Source organism: Xanthomonas sp. (assembly GCF_017163755.1).
Classification (GTDB): Bacteria; Pseudomonadota; Gammaproteobacteria; order Xanthomonadales; family Xanthomonadaceae; genus Xanthomonas_A.
Map to the genome: position 1 here is coordinate 39403 of NZ_JAFIWC010000031.1, position 19812 is coordinate 59214.

Below are 19812 nucleotides of genomic sequence, written 5' to 3' on the forward strand. Positions count from 1 at the left end.
ACCTGCGGCCAGTGCCGCATCCGCGGCCGTCCAAGCAGCCGCCGGACCGGCGGCCGCTGGGCGGCACGTCGGACCGGCGTCGCACGCAGGGCGTGCGCGGGTTACAGGCTCGCGCGCAGGGTGATGCCGTAGCGGCGGTCGTTGATCACGAAGTCGCGCAAGCGCGATTCGTAGCCCAGGTAGCTCTCGTTGCGGGTGTCGAGCAGGTTCACCCCGTCCACCGAGACCGACCACACGTCGTTGATGTTGTAGCGCACCGACGCGTCCAGCTGGCCGAAGCCCTTGTTGTACACCGGCAGGTTGCCGGTGCCGTTGCCGGCGGTGGTCACCAGCCAGTCGCTGCGCCAGTTGTAGGCCGCACGCGCCGAGAAACGCGCCATCTCGTAGCTGAGGATCACGTTGTAGCTGTTCTTGGACAGGCCCTGCAGCGGCACCGTCAGCGCCTGGCCGTTGGTGTCAGTGGCGGTCGGGCTCGGCGCCTCGCTGTCGACGTAGGTGTAGTTGGTCTGCAGGCCGAAGCCGCTCAGCCAGCCCGGCAGGAAGTCGAAGAACTGGGTGTAGCCCACTTCCACGCCGCGGACCTTGCCGTCCTTGCCGTTGACCGGGCGGGTGATCTCCCAGGTGTCGCCGCCGTAGACTTCCTCGAACACCGCATCGGCGATGAAGCCCTCGACCTTCTTGTAGAAGACCGTGCCGTACATCATCGAGCCGGTGCCGAAATACCATTCCAGCGCGGTATCGAACTGGTCGGCCTTCATCGGCGCCAGATCCGGGTTGCCGGCCGAGCCGGTGCGGCGGGTGGTGCCGTCGCCGCCGTCGCTGGTGCCCAGGCTCAGGTTCGGGTTGAGCCGGTTCAGGTCCGGGCGCGAGATGCCGCGCGAGGCGGCGAAGCGCCACTGCAGGTTGTCGGTGAGCATCCAACGCAGGTTCAGGCTCGGCAGCACGTCGGTGTAGGTCTGCTGCACGTCCACCGGCAGCAGGCCGCCGCCCTCGGCGTCGGTACCGGTACGCACGCCCTGCGAATCGACCTTGGTGCGCACGATGCGGATGCCGATGTTGCCGTCGAACGGCACCGCGCCGTCGTCCACGCCGAAGCGCAGCACGCCGTAGGCGGCGTAGGTCTGCTCGCCCTGGGTGTTGATGTTGTTCGGGGCGAAGACCAGCGGCGAGGCGCCGAACATCGCCAGCGTCTGCTCGTAGTTGCCGACCAGCGCATCGGAGGCGGTCAGCGTGGGGCCGAACGCGCGCGAATCGCCGCGGAAGAAGTCGGTGATCGGGTTCTGCACCAGCTCCGCGTCCGGATACTGCGAGAACGGCGCGCCGATCGGCATCCAGCGCCACACGTTGCCCTTGTTCTCCGCGTCGCGGTCGGTGTAGCGCACGCCGGCCCTGAAGCTGCGCGCGAAGCTGTCGTCGAACGCCAGGTCCATGTCCGAGCGCCAGGCGAACTCGGTGGCCTCGTTGTCGTCCTGGTTGTCCAGGTGGAACTTCCAGCCGGTGTAGTTGGCCGGGTCGGTCAGGTAGCCCTGGTTGCCGCTGGCATCGGTCACCGACAGCCGCGGCAGGTCGCCGCTGAAGTCCACGTTGAAAAACGGCACGCTGGTCATGCCGGTGCCGACGATGTAGCGCGTGCCCTTGGTGGTGGCGTCGATGTACTGGAAGTCGGTGCTCAGGGTCAGGTTCGGGGTCACCGTCCACTTGGCGCCCAACGAATAGTCGGTGGTCACCGACTTGCGCCGGGTCAGGCTGGTGTTGGAGTCGGCCGGGGTGTTCTGGAAGGTGCCGCTGACGAACTCGTTGCGGTCGTTGACCACGATGTCGTCGTAGCCCTGCATCGGCGCCTGGCCGCTGTAGGCGAAGAACGAATAGTCGTGCCAGCTGAAGTCGTAGTCCGAACGCAGCACCTGCGCGGTGACCTCGACGTCGTCGTTCGGGCGCCACTGCAGCGCGAACGCGCCGGTCTTGCGCTTGCGCTCGCCGACGGTGGTGTTGATGCCGGCGCCGTGCGGCACCGAGATCGCCTGGCCCTGGTAGCCCGGCAGGTCGGTCTGGGTGTACCACGGCTCGACCGAGATCGTGTCCTGGCGGAACGGGCTGGTCTGCTGCGAATAGTTCACCAGCAGGCCGATCTCGCCGATGCCGGTCTGCCAGCGGTCGCTGAACATGCCCGAGAACGCCGGCTTGCCGTCGTCGGCCAGGTCGTAGTGGTTGTACTGCACGCTGCCGGCGATCTTGCGCCCGTCGTAGTCGAACGGCAGGCGCGTGCGCAGGTCGACGGTGCCGCCCAGGCCGCCTTCGATCATGTCCGCCGACGGGTTCTTGTACACATTGACGCCGGCCAGCAGTTCCGCCGACACGTCCTCGAAGCTGAGCCCGCGGCCGTCGTTGGCGGTGAAGATATCGCGGCCGTTGAGCTCGGTGCGCACCTGGGTCAGGCCGCGGATGGCGATGCTGCTGCCTTCGCCGTAGTTGCGCGCGATCTGGATGCCGGAGATGCGCTGCAGCGCCTCGGCGACGTTGTTGTCGGGCAGCTTGCCGATGTCCTCGGCAACGATGGAGTCGACGATCTGCTCGGAATTCTGCTTGACCAGCTGCGCCTTGGTGACGCTGCTGCGGGTACCGGTGACCTGCACCGTGTCCAGCTGCGTGGCCGGATCGGCCGTGGTCGAAGCGGGCTCGGCCTGCTGCGCCTGCGCGGCGGACGCGGCGACCAGGGCGGCAACGGCAAGGGCGATCGCGGAACGGCGCAGCGCGCGATCGGAAAGACCACGGGTAGAACGGAGCGCCACGGTCCGCTGTTGCGGACAATGGCTATGAGACGCTGACATGGTGCTTCCCTCCCAGGACACATGTACCAACGGTTCGACGATCGCGCCGGGATGGCAGGCGTCGCCGTTTCTAGTTGTCCGGCCACGCCTGCTGATGCGGCGTGTTGCCGTAAGCCGCACGGGCGTTGCGGGATGCAGCGCACATATGGACCGGAAACCGGTCCAGGCTCGATCGAAGCATAGGGCGCGCATACATGCCCCACCAATGAAAAATTCACGCGCAGCTATTGCGATTTCATATATGAAGCAGCTGTCCGCCAGCGATAACGCTTACATGGCGGCAGCGATTCTGGCGATCCGGCGCCCGCGACCACCCTGCCGCCCTGTCCCGACATCCGCGGCCAGCCGCCGTACCGGCCCGAGGCGTTCCCCTGGCAGCGGACCGCATCGCCTGCGGGGCGGTCTCGGCTTTCGGTGCGGCGCGGCTCCAATGCGGCAGCGCCGACGGCCCCCAGCGCCCGCCTGCAGCCGAAAAAAAAGCCCGCATGCAGCCGCATGCGGGCGGAGGAAGCGCGAATTTCCCGCGCGCCGCTACCAGTTGGCGCGCAGCACCAGCGAATAGCGGCGGTCGTTGACGAACCAGCTGCGCGTATACAGGCGGTTGTCGATCTCGCCGTCGGCGTAGGACGTCGGCCCCATCAGCACCTTGGTCACCGTGTTGGTCAGGTTGTTGGCCTGGATGCCCAGCTGCAGGTGCGGGGTGAAGCGGTAGAAGGCCGAGGCGTCGAGCTGGCCGTAGTCGTCCGCCCAGGTCGGCAGCTTGGTCGCCACGTCGCTGGCGGTCAGCAGGTAGCGCGAACGCCAGTTGTAGGCCAGGCGCACCGACAGCGGCCCCTTCTCGTAGATGCCGGCCAGGTTGTAGCTGCGCCGCGACAGCCCTTCCAGCGGCAGCGCGACCCCGGTGACGGTGGTCTGGGTATACGGGTCGGTGGCGCTGTTGACCCCGCCGCTGCTGTCGACGAAGGTGAAGTTGGCATTGACGCCGAAGCCGCTCATCCAGCCCGGCAGCGAGTCGAAGAACTGGGTGTAGCCGTACTCGAAGCCGCGGATGCGGCCCTTGGCCATGTTGTACGGGCGCGTCACCAGCCAGTCCTGGCCGCCGTAGGTTTCGGTGACGGTCTGGGTGGAGAAGTAGTCCTTGACGCTCTTGTAGAACACGGTCAGGTACATCATGTCGCTGGTGTCGAAATACCACTCCAGCGCGGTGTCGTACTGGTTGGCCTTCATCGGCTTGAGGTTGGGATTGCCGGCGGTGCCGGTCCACTGCGACACGCTGCCGTCGTCCTCGGTCTCCGCGGCCAGCAGCAGGTACGGCTGCAGCTGGGTGTAGTCCGGGCGCGCCATCGCCTTGGACGCGGCGATGCGCCACTGCAACGCATCGGAGAACCTGAAGCGCACGTTGAGGCTGGGCAGCACGTCGGTGTAGCGGCCCTGCGCGTTGTTCTCGAAGTACTGGCCGGTGTATTGCGCCTTGAGCGCATCCGGCGCCGAAGTGTCCGACAGGTCCGGGAACTGGCCGTAGCCGGCCGCCTCGGTCCTGGTCTGCACCACGCGCACGCCGAGGTTGCCGTCCACCGGCACCCCCAGCGCCTCGTCGTTGCCGAAATACAGCACCGCATAGGCCGCCTGGGTGCGCTCGAACTGGCGGTTGGTGTCCTGCAGCTGGTACTGGTCCGGCGCCCAGCCCCAGCCGCGCAACGCCACCACCTGCTCGATCAGCGCCGAGGTGCCGGCATAGTCCTTGACCGCGCCGTTGCTGGGGAAGTACAGGCTGTTGGGCACGCTGACCTTGCCGCGGAACAGGTTCGAATACGAATACAGCGACGAGGACGCGGTCATGTAGCTGGCCAGATCCGCCAGGCCGGTGCTGTTGCCGGGAATCATCGCCCAGTTGTCGCTGATCACGCCCCAGTTGTAGCCGGAGTTCTTGTTGGTCTGGGTGCGGTCGGTGGCGCGGATGCCGGCGCGGAAGCTGCGCAGCCATGGGCTGTCGTCGTAGGTGTATTCCAGGTCGAAGCGCGTGGCCAGTTCGCGGCCGCGGTTCTTCGCCAGGTGGTCCATCGCCGCGCTCCAAAAATAGTTGGAGGGCTCGGCGGTATAACGGCCGTCGGCGATCGCCACCGACGGGTACTTGCCGCCCAGGTCCACGCTCAGCCCGGGCAGGTAGACCGAACTGAACAAGGTGAAGTCCAGCGAGTCGCTCTCCGAGCGCACCAGCTGCATGTCGCCGCGCAGGGTCAGGTTGCCGGTCAGCCGGTGGCTGAAACCGCCGGCCAGGTCGGAGGTTGTGGTGCTCTGCTGCGCGTAGCGGTTGTCGGTGTTGAAGCGCACCCCGTCGGTGGTCAGGTTGCCGCGCCAGGAACTGGACACCGGCGATCCGCCGACGAAGCGGCCCTGGTCGTCGTATTCGAAACCGGTGCCCGGGGCCGGCAGGATCGTATTGGTGTCGTCGTTGAAGAACGCCGCGCGCTCCTGCCAGTTCATGTCGTACGTCGAGCGCAGGTACTGCACGTAGATCTCGGTGTCGTCGCTGGGCCGCCACTGGAACGCCCCGGCCACGCCGCGTCGCTTGCGCTCGAAGTCCAGCTGGCGCCAGTTGACCCCGCCGGGCACGTAGACCTGGTCGAAGTCGGTGCCGGCGAGCAGCGCCGGGTCGTTGCGGCGCACGAACGGCTCGACCTGGATGCCGTCGCTGCGCGTGGCCAGCTCCGAATACGCCACGTCGAACATGAAGCCCATCTCGCCCATGCCGGTGTCCCAGCGGTCGCTGAACAGGAACGAGCCGGACGGCTTGTAGCGCTTGCTGAAATCGCCGTAGTTGACGTCGGCGGTGAAGCCCATGATCCGGCCGGGCTGGTCGAACGGCATGCGCGTGCGCAGGTTGACCGTGCCGCCCAGGCCGCCTTCGATGATCTCCGCCGACGGGTTCTTGTACACGTCCACGCCCGCCATCAGCTCGGCCGGCACGTCCTCGAAGCTGAGCCCGCGGCCGCTGGCGGCGCTGAAGATGTCGCGGCCGTTGAGTTCGCCGCGCACCTGGGTCATGCCGCGGATCATCACCCCGCTGCCTTCGGCGGAGAAATGGTCCGGATCGCTGCGCGCCATGAAGTGGTCGATGGTCACGCCGCTGACCCGCTGCAGGGTCTCGGTGACGCTGCGGTCGGGCAGCGCGCCGATGTCCTCGGCGCTGACCGAGTCGATGATCTGCTCGGCGTCGCGCTTGATCGTCTGCGACTTGATCAGGCTGGCGCGCACGCCGGTGACCTCGACCGCGTCCAGCTGGGTGATCGGGTCGCCGCTGCGGCGTGTCGCCGCCTCGTCGGCCTGCTGCGCCATCGCCTGGGTGCTGAGCAGCAGGCCGATGCCCAGGGCCATCGCGGAACGACGCAAATCGCAGGTGGAACGCGGGCCTGCGGCCCGGATGGCCGGACCACGGTAGTGACGCGATGCCATGATGCTTCCCTCCCAGGAGACATGCATACACACGGGCGACGGTCGCGCGCTAACGCGCCGTCCTGCTGGTCATGGCCGGGCTCGCGGCCCGTGCCGTATCGCAGGTCGGGCCGGGACGCGGTGCGCGGACCCGTGCCAAACGTCACGATGGACCGAGCCTAGGTCTGGGTTCACGCAATTCAAATGAAATTTTCACGTCTATCGATACATGTTTTTACATGTATCGATTTAAGTCGAGAATAGCGGCTCGATCGCCACAGATGACCACCCGTTAAAAGTAGTTGCCGCCTGGAGAACAGTTACGGGTGCAAGGACCCAGGGTTTTCGCGTCGCAAATGCTGCATGACGGCACGATGACAGCGGCTGCGACACATATATATATGTAGGAGGCAGTTCACCGCCACGCCGAGCCAGGCGCGCCTGCGCATGGCCCGGGCGCGCCGGCTCAGTCCGTCGTGCGGTCCGGATACAGGCGCTTGGCGGCGCTGCGCAGCGCGAGCAGGATGCGCTCGGCGCCCGGCGGCAGCAGGTAGTCGCGGCGCCGGATGATGCCGAACGATTCCATCCGCACCCCCAGCGCTATCGGCAGCACCGTCAGCAGCTTGGCCTGCACGTAGGGCGCCACCGCGTCGGCCGGCAGCGCCGCCAGCAGGTCGCTGCCGCGCAGCAGGCTGGTCATCACCGGCAACGACGAGGTTTCGATCACGTTCTGCGGCGTGGGCACGCCGTGTTCGAGGAACATCGCGTCCAGCCGCGCGCGCAGCACGCTATCCACCGGCGGCAGCACCCAGCCATAGCGCGCCAGGTCGGCATGGCGCAGGTCGCCGCGCGCGGACAGCGGGTGCCCGGCGCGCGCCACCGCCGAATGCGGCTCGTCGGCCAGCGGCTCGAACTCCAGCTCGTCGCCGCCGTGCGGGCCGAGGATGCGGCCGATCACGATGTCCAGCTGCCCGTCCAGCAGCTTGGCCACCAGCGGCCGGCTGTAGTCCATCTCCACCCGCACCAGGATCCCGGGAAACTCGCGCTTGACCTCGGCGATCGCCTGCGGCACCAGGTTGGTGCCCGGGTTGACCACGGTGCCGATCGACACCTGGCCCATGCGGCCCTCGCACAGCGCGGCGATCTCCTCCTGCGCCCGGCTGATCTCCGACATCGCCGCGCGCGCGCGACGGATCAGCACCTGGCCGTACCAGGTCGGTTCCACGCCGCGCGCATGGCGCTCGAACAGCTTGACCCCGAGCAGGTCCTCCATCTCCGCCAGCAGCTTCGACGCGGCCGGCTGGGTCATGCTCGCCGCCTCGGCCGCGCGCAGCACCGAGCGATGCTCGTGCAGTTGCAGCAGCAGCAGCAGGTGTCGGGTCTTCAAGCGCGAGGCATTGAACCAAGGGTTGGCGGAAGCGGTCATTACAGAGCGGGATCCTGAAGTAACGGGGAGTGCGTATTCACCAACGGAATAGGATATGTCGAAAATTTCATTTGCCGTGCATACCTTCACACGCGCACCCTATCGGCCAACCGCGGCTAGCGCCGCGCCCCGCCCCAACGCCAGACCCGCCTCGTGGACGCGCGGACGCTTCGCCTGCGCACATGATAAGGACGATCAGCCAGGAGGAAGGCCGATGGCAACCGATAGTTCGTCGCGAGCGGGGTTCCTCTCCCGGGCGCGAGCGCGCTTGCGGCCATGCCGCGCATGCCCCGCCTGCGCTCCCTACCGCGCCACGCACCCCATCAGGTAAGCCGATGCCCGCCGCCTCACCCTTCCAGTTCCCGTTGATCGCGATCCTGCGCGGCATCACCCCGGCCGACGCGCTGGACCATGTCGGCGCGCTGGCCGAGGCAGGATACGACGCGATCGAGATCCCGTTGAATTCGCCCGACTGGGCCGACAGCATCGGCCAGGCCGCGCAGGCCTTCGCGCAGACCTGCTGGATCGGCGGCGGCACGGTGCTGCGCGTGGCCGACGTCGACGCCCTGGCCGACCTGGGCGCACGCTTCATCGTCACCCCCAACACGCGCCCGCCGGTGATCCGCCATGCGGTCGCGCGCGGCCTGCAGGTGGTGGCCGGCTTCGCCACCGCCAGCGAGGCCTTCGACGCGCTGGACGCCGGCGCGCAGATGCTCAAGCTGTTCCCCGCCGCCACCTATGGCCCGGGCCACCTGCGCGCGCTGCGCGCGGTGCTGCCGGGCACGGTGCCGCTGTTCGTGGTCGGCGGCGTCAGCCCCGCCACGCTGCCGGACTACCTGAGCGCCGGCGCGATCGGCGCCGGCATCGGCGGCGAACTGTACAAACCCGGCCAGTCGCTCGCCCAGACCCGGGCGCAGGCGGCGGCCTTCCGGCAAGCCTATCTGGACCACGCATGAAGATCGTCCGCCTCACCACCTACCACGCCGCGCCGCGCTGGCTGTTCCTGAAGATCGAGACCGACGAGGGCATCACCGGCTGGGGCGAGCCGGTCATCGAGGGCCGCGCGCGCAGCGTCGACGCGGCCGTGCACGAACTGAGCGGCTACCTGATCGGCAAGGACCCGGCGCGGATCAACGACCTGTGGCAGCTGCTGTACCGCAGCGGCTTCTACCGCGGCGGGCCGATCCTGATGAGCGCCATCGCCGGCATCGACCAGGCGCTGTGGGACATCAAGGGCAAGACCCTGGGCGTGCCGGTCTACGAACTGCTCGGCGGGCTGGTGCGCGACCGCATGAAGACCTATCGCTGGGTCGGCGGCGACCGCCCGGCCGACATCATCGCGCACATCGAAAGCTATCGTGCGCTGGGTTTCGACACCTTCAAGTTCAACGGCACCGAGGAGATGAAGCTGGTCGACGGCCCACGCGCGGTGGATGCGGCGGTGGCCAAGGTCGCGCAGATCCGCGAGGCGTTCGGCAACGCGATCGATTTCGGCGTCGACTTCCACGGCCGCGTCGGCGCGCCGATGGCGCGGGTGCTGCTGCGCGAGCTGGAGCCGTTCAAGCCGCTGTTCGTCGAGGAACCGGTATTGCCGGAACTGGCCGAGTACTACCCGCGGCTGGCCGCGTCCACGCCGATTCCGCTGGCGGCCGGCGAACGCATGTATTCGCGCTTCGACTTCAAGTCGGTGCTGCAGGCCGGCGGCCTGTCGCTGCTGCAGCCGGACCTGTCGCATGCCGGCGGCATCACCGAATGCCTGAAGATCGCCAGCATGGCCGACGCCTACGACGTCGGCCTGGCCCCGCATTGCCCGCTCGGCCCGGTCGCGCTGGCGGCCTGCCTGCAGGTCGATTTCGTCTCGCACAACGCGGTGCTGCAGGAACAGAGCATCGGCATCCACTACAACGAAGGCGCCGACCTGCTCGACTACGTGTTGAACAAGGAAGACTTCGCCTGCGACGATGACGGCTGCATCGCCGCGTTGCCCAAGCCGGGCCTCGGCGTGGAAATCGACGAGGAACGCCTGCGCCATGCCCACGAGAATCCCCCCGACTGGCACAACCCGGTCTGGCGCCACGCCGACGGCAGCATCGCCGAATGGTGAGCCGTTGAACCCGCGGCACACCGCCGCGCTGGCGGTGGACAGCCGCTGCGCGCACGGCGAAGGCGTGCTGTGGTGCGAGCGCCGGCAGGCATTGTTCTGGGTCGACATCAGCGGCCGCCAGCTGTGGCGCCACGACCCGGCCGGCGCCACCACCCGCCGCTGGGACCTGCCCGACCGCCCCGGCTGCCTGGGCCTGTTCGACGACGGCCGCCTGCTGCTGGCGCTGGCCAAGGGCCTGTACGCCGCCGATCCCGACGCCGCCGACGGCGCCGCGCTGGCGCTGCACAAGCTGGCCGACGTCGAGCCCGAACGCGACGACACCCGCAGCAACGACGGCCGCGCCGACCGCCACGGCAACTTCGTGTTCGGCACCATGAGCGAACGCGACGACCAGGCCCCGGTCGGCAGCTTCTACCAGTGGTCGGCGCGGCATGGCCTGCGCCGCCTGCCGCTGCCGGGCGTGGCCATCCCCAACGCGATCTGCTTCAGCGCCGATGGCCGCACCCTGTACTACTGCGACTCGGTGCGCCCGCAGATCCTGTGCTGCGACTACGACGCCGATGCCGCGCAGACCGCCAACAGCCGCGTGTTCGTCGAGCTCGACCGCACCGATGCCGAGCCCGACGGCGCCATCGTCGATGCCGAAGGCCACCTGTGGAACGCGCAGTGGCGCGCCTGGCGGGTGGTGCGCTATCGCCCCGACGGCAGCGTCGAGCGCATCGTCGCGCTGCCGGTGAAGCATCCCACCTGCCCCGCGCTGGGCGGCGCCAACGCCGACACGCTGTACCTGAGCACGTCGCGGCTGGACCACGAGGACGCCGAACTGCAGCGCACGCCGCAGGCCGGCGGCGTATTCGCCGCCGCGGTCGGCATCGCCGGCCTGCCCGAAGGACGCATCGCAAACGCATGATCGCCATCGACTGGGGTACCAGCAGCCTGCGCGGCTATCGGCTCGGCGCCGATGGCGCGGTCCTGGAGCAGCGCCGCAGCGACCAGGGCATCGGCGCGTGCGGCGGCCGGTTCGCCGACACCCTGGCGGCGCTGGTCGACGGCTGGGCCGGCGACCTCGTGCTGTGCGGGATGATCGGCAGCCGCAACGGCTGGATCGAACTGGGCTACGCGCCCTGCCCGGCCGACGCCGCCGCGCTGGCCGCGGCGATGCGGCCGCTGCAGGATCCCGCGCTGCCCGGGCGCACGCTGTGGTTCGTGCCGGGCGTGTCCAGCGGCGCCGACACGGTGCCGGACGTGATGCGCGGCGAGGAAACCCAGCTGATCGGCCTGCTCGACCGCCTGCCCCACGGCCGCCACCAGGTGTGCCTGCCAGGCACGCACAGCAAGTGGGTGGAGCTGCGCGACGGCCGCATCGTCGCCCTGGCCACCGCGATGACCGGCGAGCTGTACGCGGTGCTGCGCCAGCACAGCCTGCTGGGCCGGCTGATGAGCGGCGACGACGCGCACTTCGACACGCCCGCCTTCGATGCCGGGCTGCAGCGCAGCGGCGAACCCGGCGGCCTGCTGCACCACCTGTTCGGCGTGCGCAGCCTGGGCCTGTTCGATCGCCTGCACGGCGCCGCCGCGCCGTCGTACCTGTCCGGCCTGCTGATCGGGCACGAACTGCGCGCACGCCTGCCGTTGGAGGCGCCGGTGCACCTGATCGGCGGCCACGGCCTGCTGAGCCGCTACGCGCATGCGCTGCGGGCGCTGGGCATCGACTCGCAGGCGCATCCGGAGGACCTGGCCGCGCGTGGCCTGTACCGGCTGGCGCAACGGCGCGGCGGCATCGGCGACTGAGTGCGGGCGCGGGGGCGGGATCGCGGGCTTGGCGCCTTCGGGACCGGGGACCGGGGACCAGGGACCCGGAGAAGCGACTGCCGAGGCGTAACGATCTTGCACGGGATCGCTCTCTCGATGCAGCAACCAGGTATGGATATGTGCATCGCCGGAGCGCTCGCCTGCGCGCTGCCCTTCGGCCGCATCCGGTCATTCGCTACGCGGCGGCGCCGACTGCTTTAGAATTGCCGGGTTAATCGCCGGACCGAACCATGCCTTTTGTCGTCACCGAAAACTGCATCAAGTGCAAATACACCGATTGCGTGGAAGTGTGTCCCGTGGATTGCTTCCACGCCGGGCCCAACTTCCTGGTGATCGATCCGGACGAGTGCATCGACTGCACGCTGTGCGAGCCGGAATGCCCGGCCAATGCGATCTATCCCGAAGACGACGTGCCCGCCGGCCAGGAGGGCTTCGTTGCGCTGAATGCCGAACTGTCCAAGGCCTGGCCGGTGCTGACCACGCGCCAGGAGCCGCTGCCCGACGCGGCCGACTGGGACGGCAAGCCGAACAAGCTGCCGCTGCTGTTGAAGTAGCGTTCCACATCCAGCGGGGCGGCGGCCGCGTACAGCGCGCTACGCCGCCACACACGCTGCCGGGCCACTGCGGCCATTGCCGCGGGGAGCATGAGTGACCCCGCATACGCCACCGAGCCACTTCAGCCATCGCCGCAGCACTTTGCCGCCGACACTGGTCCGCTATCGCCCCATCTACGCCAATAGCGCTTGTTGTGGGAGCGACTTCAGTCGCGACGGGCTTTACCGGTAAGGCCCGTCGCGACTGAAGTCGCTCCCACAGTCGCGCCGGTCGAGCGCCAGCGCCGCCCGCGCAGGCCTTTACCTCTCCCCCAAACGAAACGGGCGCCCTGCGGCGCCCGTTCCCTTGTCTCGCAGCGGTCGGCGCGAACGCCGACGGCCGCCGCCCGCTCAGCCGCCCAGCTTGGCCTTCAGCGCCGCGATCAGCTTGACCGGGGCTTCGCCGGTGGCCGGCAGGCCGCGCGGATCCACCGCCGAAACGTAGACGCCGGCGTCCACCGCGACCACGCGGACCAGGAAGTTGCTGCCTTCGTAGGCCACGTCGTAGGAACCGAGCACCTGCGCGCGGCTGGCGATGGTGACGCCCTCGGTGCTGCCGAGCGCGTCGCCGACCTTGGCGAACACCGCGTCGCGCGCGCCGGGCACCACGAAGCCGCTGTTCGACGCCGCCGGCGCCTGGCCCGGCGCGGTCGTGCTTGGGCGCTGCGCCGAGGAGGCCAGCGCCGGCACCTTCATCGCCGCCGAGGTATCGGGCGCATTCAGATCCGGCGGCACTTCCAGCGGGCGCATCTCGGGGGCCAGCGCGTAGTCGCCGCGCGGCTTGCCCTTGCGGAACCAGCTGCAACCGCTGGTGGCCGCGACCAGGGTGGTCGCCATGAGGACGGCCGTCAGCACGCGGTAGGAAACGGAAGCACGCATCGATAAATCTCCTGGGGGTCAGGCCGCGAGCGTTTCGCGGCTGGATAGTTCTTCCAACGCGGCTGCGTCGGTGGCAAGACGGTCGGCGGTGGCCTGGTGCGCCGACGACAGCGGCAACAACGGCAACCGCAGGCCCTGGCCGATGCCGGCGCGCTGCAGCAGCGCCTTGACCGGGATCGGGTTGGATTCGACGCCGCAGAAGTCGTGGAACGGCTGCAGGCGCGCGTCCCAGGCCTGCGTGGGTTCGCCCAGGCGCGCGCGGGCCAGGTCGCACAGCCGCCGATAGGCGCCCGGCAAGGCATTGGAACCGACCGATACCAGGCCGTCGAAGCCGTCCAGCATCGCCCGCGCGGCGCTGCCGTCGTCGCCGCTGAGCACGACGAAGGTCTCGCTGCGCAGCGCCAGCAGCGCGGCGATGCGCTCCGGTTCGCTGCGCGCCTCCTTGATGCCGACGATGTTCGGGTGCGCGGCCAGCTGCGCCACCGATTCGGGGAGCAGATCGCAGCCGGTGCGTCCGGGGACGTTGTACAGCACCACCGGCAGGCCGCCGTCTTCGGCCACCTGCAGGTAGTGCGCGACCAGCCCGGCCTGGGTCGGGCGCACGTACGGCGGCGTCACCACCAGCGCGTACTGCGCGCCGTTGGCGGCGGCACGGCGGGTCTGGGCGACGGTCTTGGCGGTGCCGGACAGCCCGGTGCCGGCCAATACCGGCACCTGCCCGGCGATGGCCTTCACCGCTTCGCGCAGCAGCAGGTCGTATTCCTCGTCCAGCAGCGTGGCGGCCTCGCCGGTCGATCCCGCCACCACCACGCCCTGCACGCCGCCGTCCAGCTGCCGTTTGAGCAGCTGCCGCCAGGCGTCGAGATCGAGGTCGCCGTTGCCCTGGAAGGGCGTGGCCAGTGCGGTGATGATGCCGGAAAGGGACAAGTGCCGGTTGCTCGGTGGGAAAAGGAGGGCCGCGTGCGGCCTGCACGGACGGGTTCGCCCCGCATGTTACTTGCGGCCTGAAAGCGCGGGCAAGTATGCTGCACACTGCACCGAGCGACCGCCCGGACGCCGTTCAGCCTTACGCAATGCCGGAAGCCCCTTTGACAGACACCACGCCCCGGCCCGCGCCGACCGAAAACCACCTCCTGATCAACGCCTACACGACGCATCCGGAGTCGCCGCTGTTGCCGGTGACGCGGCGCATCGCCGACAGCGGCTGCAATCTGGTCGACGCGCGCCTGGCCACGGTGGGCCGCGACGTGTCGGTCACCGCGCTGGCGACCGGCTCCTGGGACTCGGTCGCCAAGCTCGAGGCGATGCTGACCCGGCTCGACCGCGAGGAAGGCATGAAGCTGGTGTGGTACCGCACCGGCGCCAAGCAGGCGCAGTCGAACCTGCTGCCCTACATCGTCGAGGTCATCGCCGCCGACAAGCCGGGCATCCTGTTCCAGCTGGCCGACTTCTTCGACCGCCAGGGCATCACCATCGAGAACCTGCAGAGCACCCGCTACCGCGCGATGCAGACCGGCGCGGAGATGTTCTCGGCGCAGGTGACGATCGGGGTGCCGGCGAACATGCACATCGCCGCGCTGCGCGACGACTTCCTCGAATTCTGCGACCACCTGAACCTGGACGCGATCATGGATCCGATGAAGTTCTGACGCCACGCTGGACATCGGCACATTCGAACGCAGATGATGGCGATGCAAGCGGAGGACTGAGGCGATGAAGGACGGCGATACCCTGGACCGCAACACGCTGGCGCTGCCGCTGGCGCTGTCCGGCGGCGTCAGCGCCACGCTCGGCGATTACGCCGGACGCTGGCTGGTGCTGTACTTCTACCCGAAGGACAGCACGCCCGGCTGCACCACCGAGGGCATCGACTTCAACGCGTTGTTGCCGCGGTTCGAGCAGGCCGGCGCCAGCGTGCTCGGCGTATCGCGCGATTCGCTCAAGTCGCACGACAACTTCTGCGCCAAGCAGGGCTTCCGCTTCCAGCTGGTCAGCGACGCCGACGAGGCGCTGTGCCGCGCCTTCGACGTGATCCGCGAGAAGAACATGTACGGCCGCCAGGTGCTCGGCATCGAGCGCAGCACCTTCCTGATATCGCCCGACGCCCGGCTGCTGCGCAGCTGGCGCAAGGTCAAGGTTCCCGGCCACGCACAGGCCGTGCTGGACGCACTGCAGGCCGCCGCTTCGCAGTGATCATTCGCGCTTCTCGCATCCTTCGTCACCCTGCCCCGCAGGCGGTGATGGTTCGCCCCTGTCCCAACCCCAGGAATCCAAGATGACCCGAGGCAAGCGCATCTACGTGCTGGATACCAACGTGCTGATGCACGATCCGACCGCGCTGTTCAAGTTCGAGGAGCACGACGTGTTCCTGCCGATGCAGGTGATCGAGGAGTTGGACAACGCCAAGAAGGGCATGTCCGAGGTCAGCCGCAACGCGCGCCAGGTCAGCCGGTTCCTCAACGAGCTGATCGAGGGCGCCGGCGCCGAGCAGATCGAGTCGGGCATCCCGCTGAGCCATCCGCAGGGCATCCAGCTCAAGAGCAGCGGCAGCATCGGTCGGCTGTACTTCCAGACCCGACCGGTGGAACCCGGGCGCAGCTTCGGCACCGTGGCGCCGGACAACAAGATCCTGGCCGCGGTGCTGGCGCTGCGCGAGGACGGCCCGGAAACGCCGGTGATCCTGGTGTCCAAGGACATCAACCTGCGGATCAAGGCGGCGATCAGCGGCCTGGTCGCCGAGGACTACGAGAACGACCGCGCGCTCGACGATTTCAGCCTGCTGTACACCGGCGCGATCGAGCTGCCGGAGGATTTCTGGCAGAAGCACAACCAGGACCTGCGCAGCTGGAGCGACCGCGGCCGCACCTGCTACGAGATCGCGCTGGCCGACGACGAGGACTGGCACCCGAACCAGTACCTGTACCTGCCCGGCGACGACGAAGTGGAACTGCGCGTGGTCAAGGTCAGCGGCGAGCGCAAGGCGACGCTGGCGCTGGTCGACGACTTCCGCAGCGGCCAGCACGCGGTGTGGGGCATCGCCGCGCGCAACCGCGAGCAGAACTTCGCGCTCAACGCGCTGATGGACCCGGAGATCGACTTCGTCACCCTGCTCGGCACCGCCGGCACCGGCAAGACCTTGCTGGCGCTGGCGGCGGGACTTGCGCAGACCATGGACCAGCAGCGCTACCGCGAGATCATCATGACCCGCGCCACCGTGAGCGTGGGCGAGGACATCGGCTTCCTGCCTGGCACCGAGGAGGAGAAGATGACGCCGTGGATGGGCGCGCTGACCGACAACCTGGAGGTGCTGACCCACAACCAGGAAGGCGGCGCCTGGGGCCGCGCGGCGACCAACGACCTGCTCGCCAGCCGGATCAAGATCCGCTCGATGAACTTCATGCGCGGGCGCACCTTCCTGTCGCGCTACCTGATCCTGGACGAGGCGCAGAACCTCACGCCGAAGCAGATGAAGACGCTGATCACCCGCGCAGGCCCCGGCACCAAGATCGTGTGCCTGGGCAACGTCGAGCAGATCGACACGCCGTACCTGACCGAGACCACCTCGGGCCTGACCTATGCGGTGGACCGCTTCAAGGCCTGGCCGCACAGCGCGCACGTGACCCTGCGCCGCGGCGAGCGCTCGCGCCTGGCCGACTACGCCTCGGAGGTCCTGTGAGCGCGCGCGCGCGGCTGGGCGGCGCGGCGCTGGCGCTGGCCCTGCTCGGCGCGTGCGCCACCCCGCGCGGACCGAGCAGCGTGCCGACCGCGCTGAAGGCCGGGCAGTCGTGGATCGTCACCCGCAACAGCACCGCCGCACAGGTGCTCGACACCTGTTCGCGCGACAGCCCGGCGCGCCACGACGGCGCGGTGACCGGCTACTGGGCGCCGACGCTGGAGCAGATCGAGCAGTTGGAAGCGCGCCTGGCGCAACTGCAGCCGACCATCGCCGAGCCGGCCGCCTACGACCGCCAGTACGTGGGCATCCACTACAACGGCAGGCAGGTGATCTACGTCAACGCGTTCAAGCCGAACGACGACAGCGGCCTGGATCCCGGCAAGGATGCGGTGCGCGCCTGCGACGGCGGCGCCAACTTCTGGGGCGCGGTGTTCGACCCGGCCAGCGGCGCGTTCTCCGAGATCGCGGTCAACGGCGCGCTGTGAGCCGCATGGCGCCATGAGCGGGCGGCGCGCCTAGCGTGGGCTTCGAGCTGCCGCGCTGGGCATGGGCGTTCGCCGGCGCGCTGGCCTGCGTGGCCGGCATGGTCAACGTGGTCGGCTATCTGGGCTTCGAGCACCAGGCGGTGACCCACCTGACCGGCACCACCACCCTGCTCGGCGCGGCACTGGCCGACGGCGACATGCGCGCCATCGGCCAGCTGCTCGGCGTGGTGCTGGCCTTCCTGTGCGGCGCGGTGCTCAGCGGCATCATCGTGCAGGACAGCCGCCTGCGCCTGGGCCGCCGCTACGGCGTGGCGCTGGCGCTGGAGGCGGTGCTGCTGGTGCTGGCGATGCACGCGTTCAAGCAACAGCAGATCGCCGGCGCCCTGCTCGCCGCCTGCGCCTGCGGCCTGCAGAACGCGATGACCACCATCTACAGCGGTACCGTGGTGCGCACCACGCACCTGACCGGCATGTTCACCGACCTGGGCATCGGGCTGGGCCAGGCGCTGCGCGGCCTGCCGTTGCCGCTCAGGCGCATCCGCCTCAGCGCGCTGATCGTCGGCGGCTTCCTGTGCGGCGGCGTGCTCGGCGCATGGGCCTATCGCCGGTTCGGCTTCGACGCCCTGCTCGCGCCGGCGGCGCTCACCGGCCTGGTCGGGGCGGCGTACACGCTGCAGGCGCACTACCGGCGGCGCGAACGCTGACCGCGCGGCGTGGCGCCCGGGGCTTGCGTGCGTGCCTGCGCCGACCCGGCCACGCGCAGTCGCCAAGCCGCGCCCGGCGCTGCACAATCGGCGCATGAGCGAACCCACCGCCGTATCCGCACTGACCATCGCCGGCTCCGATTCCGGCGGCGGCGCCGGCATCCAGGCCGACCTGAAGACCTTCGCCGCGCATCGCGTGCATGGCCTGTCCGCGATCGCGGCGCTGACCGCGCAGCACACCCGCGGCGTCACCGCGGTGCACGTGCCGCCGCTGGAGTTCCTCAGCGCGCAGATCGAGGCCTGCTTCGCCGATTTCGACGTGGTCGCGGTCAAGCTCGGCATGCTCGCCAACGCGGCGGTGATCGAACTGGTCGCCGACGCGCTGCAGCGGCACCGTCCGCCGTTCGTGGTGCTGGACCCGGTGATGGTGGCCACCAGCGGCGCCAAGCTGCTTCAGGACGAGGCGCTGGACGCGCTGCGCCGCCGCCTGTTGCCGCTGGCGACGCTGGTCACGCCGAACATCCCCGAGGCGCAGCTGCTGCTGGACCGCCCGATCGACGATGCCGACGACGCCGAACACGCCACCGCCGCGCTGCTCGATGCCGGCGCGCAGGCGGTGCTGCTCAAGGGCGGCCACCTGCACGAAGGGCATCGGGTGGTCGACCGCTACGACGACGGGGTCAGCCGCAGCGAGTTCATCCACGCCCGGCTGCCGCTGGACGCGCACGGCACCGGCTGCACCCTGGCCTCGGCGATCGCCGCGCAGCTGTGCCAGGGACTGGCGCTGCCCAACGCCTGCGAAGCGGCCATCGACTACGTGGCGCGCGCACTGCAGGCGGGCTATCGCCCCGGCCGCAGCGCGGTCGTGGTGCTCGACCATTTCGGCGCCGCGCGCGCACCGTGAGCGCAGCGCCGACCGCGATCGACGTCGCCGCCGCCGACGGCCACCGCTGGTCGCTGCTGGCGTGCGTGCCGCAGGCGGCGCGCAGCGCGCTACTGTGGCTGCCGGCGCTCGGCGTGGCCGCGCGGCACTACCTGCCGTTGGCCGAGGCGCTGTCCGCGCACGGCGTGGCGGTGTTCGTGCACGAATGGCGCGGCAACGGCAGCAGCCAGCTGCGCGCCTCGCGCGAACACGACTGGGGCTATCGCCACCTGTTGTGCGAGGACCTGCCCGCCAGCCATGCCGCGCTCGCCGCGCGCAGCGCGCTGCCGCTGGCGATCGGCGGCCACAGCCTCGGCGGGCAACTGGCCTGCTGCTACGCCGCGCTGCATCGGCAGGCGTTCGCGCAGCTGTGGCTGGTCGCTAGCGGCACGCCCTACTGGCGCAGCTTTCCGGCGCCACGTCGCTACCTGCTGCCGCTGGCGTACCGGCTCCTGCCGTGGCTGGCGCGGCGCCAGGGCGCGCTGCACGGACGCCGCCTTGGCTTCGGCGGCACCGAGGCGCGCACCCTGATCGACGATTGGGCGCGGGTGGGCTTGAGCAACCGCTACGCGGCGTCCGGGCTCGCGCGCGATCTGGAGGCTGCGCTGGCGCAGCTGACCGCGCCGGTGCGCGGCGTGCTGCTGCACGACGACTGGATGGCGCCGGAGAGCTCGCTGCGCGCGTTCCTGCGAAAACTCTCGCCGTGCGCCACCGACATCCGCTACCTGAACGCTTCGCAGCTGGGCACCGCGGCGGATCATTTCGCCTGGATGAAGCGGCCGCAGGCCGTCGCCGCGGCCCTCGCCGGCGCGCCAGGCTGAATTTTTTCGCAAAAAGCATTGACGGGCCCAGGGGAGTCGGGAATAATTCCGCTCCTGACGACGCGCCCGTAGCTCAGTTGGATAGAGTACCTGGCTACGAACCAGGCGGTCGGGAGTTCGAATCTCTCCG

The 19812-nt window shown here is 69.4% G+C and carries 17 protein-coding genes; 12 read left to right on the forward strand and 5 right to left on the reverse strand.

Translation table 11 applies throughout. The annotated features are described in order from the left end of the window. Positions 1 to 101: 101 nt before the first annotated feature. The 3 genes from JR065_RS18120 to JR065_RS18130 all read right to left on the reverse strand — a co-directional run bounded on the left by JR065_RS18120 (position 102) and on the right by JR065_RS18130 (position 7686). Complete coding sequence (locus JR065_RS18120; RefSeq protein WP_206235776.1) at positions 102 to 2828, reverse strand: TonB-dependent receptor; 2727 nt, start codon at positions 2826 to 2828, stop codon at positions 102 to 104. Positions 2829 to 3359: 531 nt separating this feature from the next. Then, positions 3360 to 6164 carry a TonB-dependent receptor gene (locus JR065_RS18125; RefSeq protein WP_429001888.1) on the reverse strand — a complete coding sequence of 935 codons (2805 nt, stop codon included), beginning with the start codon at positions 6162 to 6164 and terminating at the stop codon, positions 3360 to 3362. A gap of 562 nt (positions 6165 to 6726) precedes the next feature. Next, positions 6727 to 7686 (reverse strand): LysR substrate-binding domain-containing protein, encoded by a 960-nt coding sequence (locus tag JR065_RS18130; protein WP_206235778.1) that lies wholly within the window; start codon positions 7684 to 7686, stop codon positions 6727 to 6729. 335 nt (positions 7687 to 8021) lie between these two features. On the opposite strand from JR065_RS18130, the gene JR065_RS18135 reads away from it, so the two are divergent. From JR065_RS18135 to fdxA, 5 genes are all read left to right on the forward strand, one after another. After that, positions 8022 to 8642, forward strand: coding sequence for a 2-dehydro-3-deoxy-6-phosphogalactonate aldolase (locus JR065_RS18135; RefSeq protein WP_206235779.1), 621 nt, complete (start codon positions 8022 to 8024; stop codon positions 8640 to 8642). Then, positions 8639 to 9790 (forward strand): galactonate dehydratase, encoded by a 1152-nt coding sequence (gene dgoD, locus JR065_RS18140; RefSeq protein WP_206235780.1) that lies wholly within the window; start codon positions 8639 to 8641, stop codon positions 9788 to 9790. The genes JR065_RS18135 and dgoD overlap by 4 nt, the downstream gene beginning before the upstream one ends. 4 nt (positions 9791 to 9794) lie before the next feature. After that, on the forward strand, positions 9795 to 10700 hold the full coding sequence (locus tag JR065_RS18145) for an SMP-30/gluconolactonase/LRE family protein (protein WP_241093738.1): 906 nt from the start codon (positions 9795 to 9797) through the stop codon (positions 10698 to 10700). Then, the gene (locus tag JR065_RS18150) at positions 10697 to 11581 is read left to right on the forward strand and encodes a 2-dehydro-3-deoxygalactonokinase (protein WP_206235783.1); all 885 of its coding nucleotides are present in this window, start codon (positions 10697 to 10699) and stop codon (positions 11579 to 11581) included. The genes JR065_RS18145 and JR065_RS18150 overlap by 4 nt, the downstream gene beginning before the upstream one ends. Positions 11582 to 11832: 251 nt before the next feature. Beyond that, positions 11833 to 12156, forward strand: coding sequence for a ferredoxin FdxA (gene fdxA / locus JR065_RS18155; protein WP_206235784.1), 324 nt, complete (start codon positions 11833 to 11835; stop codon positions 12154 to 12156). Between the two features lie 390 nt (positions 12157 to 12546). On the opposite strand, the gene JR065_RS18160 is transcribed toward fdxA, so the two are convergent. Further along, the gene (locus tag JR065_RS18160; RefSeq protein WP_206235786.1) at positions 12547 to 13074 is read right to left on the reverse strand and encodes a hypothetical protein; all 528 of its coding nucleotides are present in this window, start codon (positions 13072 to 13074) and stop codon (positions 12547 to 12549) included. Positions 13075 to 13092: 18 nt separating this feature from the next. Beyond that, positions 13093 to 14001 carry a 4-hydroxy-tetrahydrodipicolinate synthase gene (dapA, locus tag JR065_RS18165; protein ID WP_206235787.1) on the reverse strand — a complete coding sequence of 303 codons (909 nt, stop codon included), beginning with the start codon at positions 13999 to 14001 and terminating at the stop codon, positions 13093 to 13095. A 146-nt stretch (positions 14002 to 14147) separates the two neighbouring features. Between dapA and JR065_RS18170 the strand changes: the two genes are divergently transcribed. The 7 genes from JR065_RS18170 (at position 14148) to JR065_RS18200 (ending at position 19682) form a co-directional block, all read left to right on the forward strand. After that, positions 14148 to 14723 (forward strand): glycine cleavage system protein R, encoded by a 576-nt coding sequence (locus JR065_RS18170; protein WP_087943489.1) that lies wholly within the window; start codon positions 14148 to 14150, stop codon positions 14721 to 14723. A 64-nt stretch (positions 14724 to 14787) separates the two neighbouring features. Further along, positions 14788 to 15267 (forward strand): peroxiredoxin, encoded by a 480-nt coding sequence (locus JR065_RS18175; RefSeq protein WP_206235788.1) that lies wholly within the window; start codon positions 14788 to 14790, stop codon positions 15265 to 15267. Between the two features lie 82 nt (positions 15268 to 15349). Next, positions 15350 to 16750, forward strand: coding sequence for a PhoH family protein (locus JR065_RS18180; RefSeq protein ID WP_206235790.1), 1401 nt, complete (start codon positions 15350 to 15352; stop codon positions 16748 to 16750). Beyond that, the gene (locus JR065_RS18185) at positions 16747 to 17235 is read left to right on the forward strand and encodes a hypothetical protein (protein WP_206235791.1); all 489 of its coding nucleotides are present in this window, start codon (positions 16747 to 16749) and stop codon (positions 17233 to 17235) included. Before JR065_RS18180 ends, JR065_RS18185 begins: the two co-directional genes overlap by 4 nt. Positions 17236 to 17270: 35 nt before the next feature. Continuing rightward, entirely contained in the window at positions 17271 to 17939 is a 669-nt protein-coding gene (locus tag JR065_RS18190; RefSeq protein WP_206235793.1) for a DUF1275 family protein, read from the forward strand. A gap of 94 nt (positions 17940 to 18033) precedes the next feature. After that, the gene (gene thiD / locus JR065_RS18195) at positions 18034 to 18843 is read left to right on the forward strand and encodes a bifunctional hydroxymethylpyrimidine kinase/phosphomethylpyrimidine kinase (protein ID WP_206235794.1); all 810 of its coding nucleotides are present in this window, start codon (positions 18034 to 18036) and stop codon (positions 18841 to 18843) included. Then, on the forward strand, positions 18840 to 19682 hold the full coding sequence (locus JR065_RS18200; protein WP_206235795.1) for an alpha/beta fold hydrolase: 843 nt from the start codon (positions 18840 to 18842) through the stop codon (positions 19680 to 19682). The genes thiD and JR065_RS18200 overlap by 4 nt, the downstream gene beginning before the upstream one ends. The last annotated feature ends 130 nt before the right edge of the window (positions 19683 to 19812 follow it).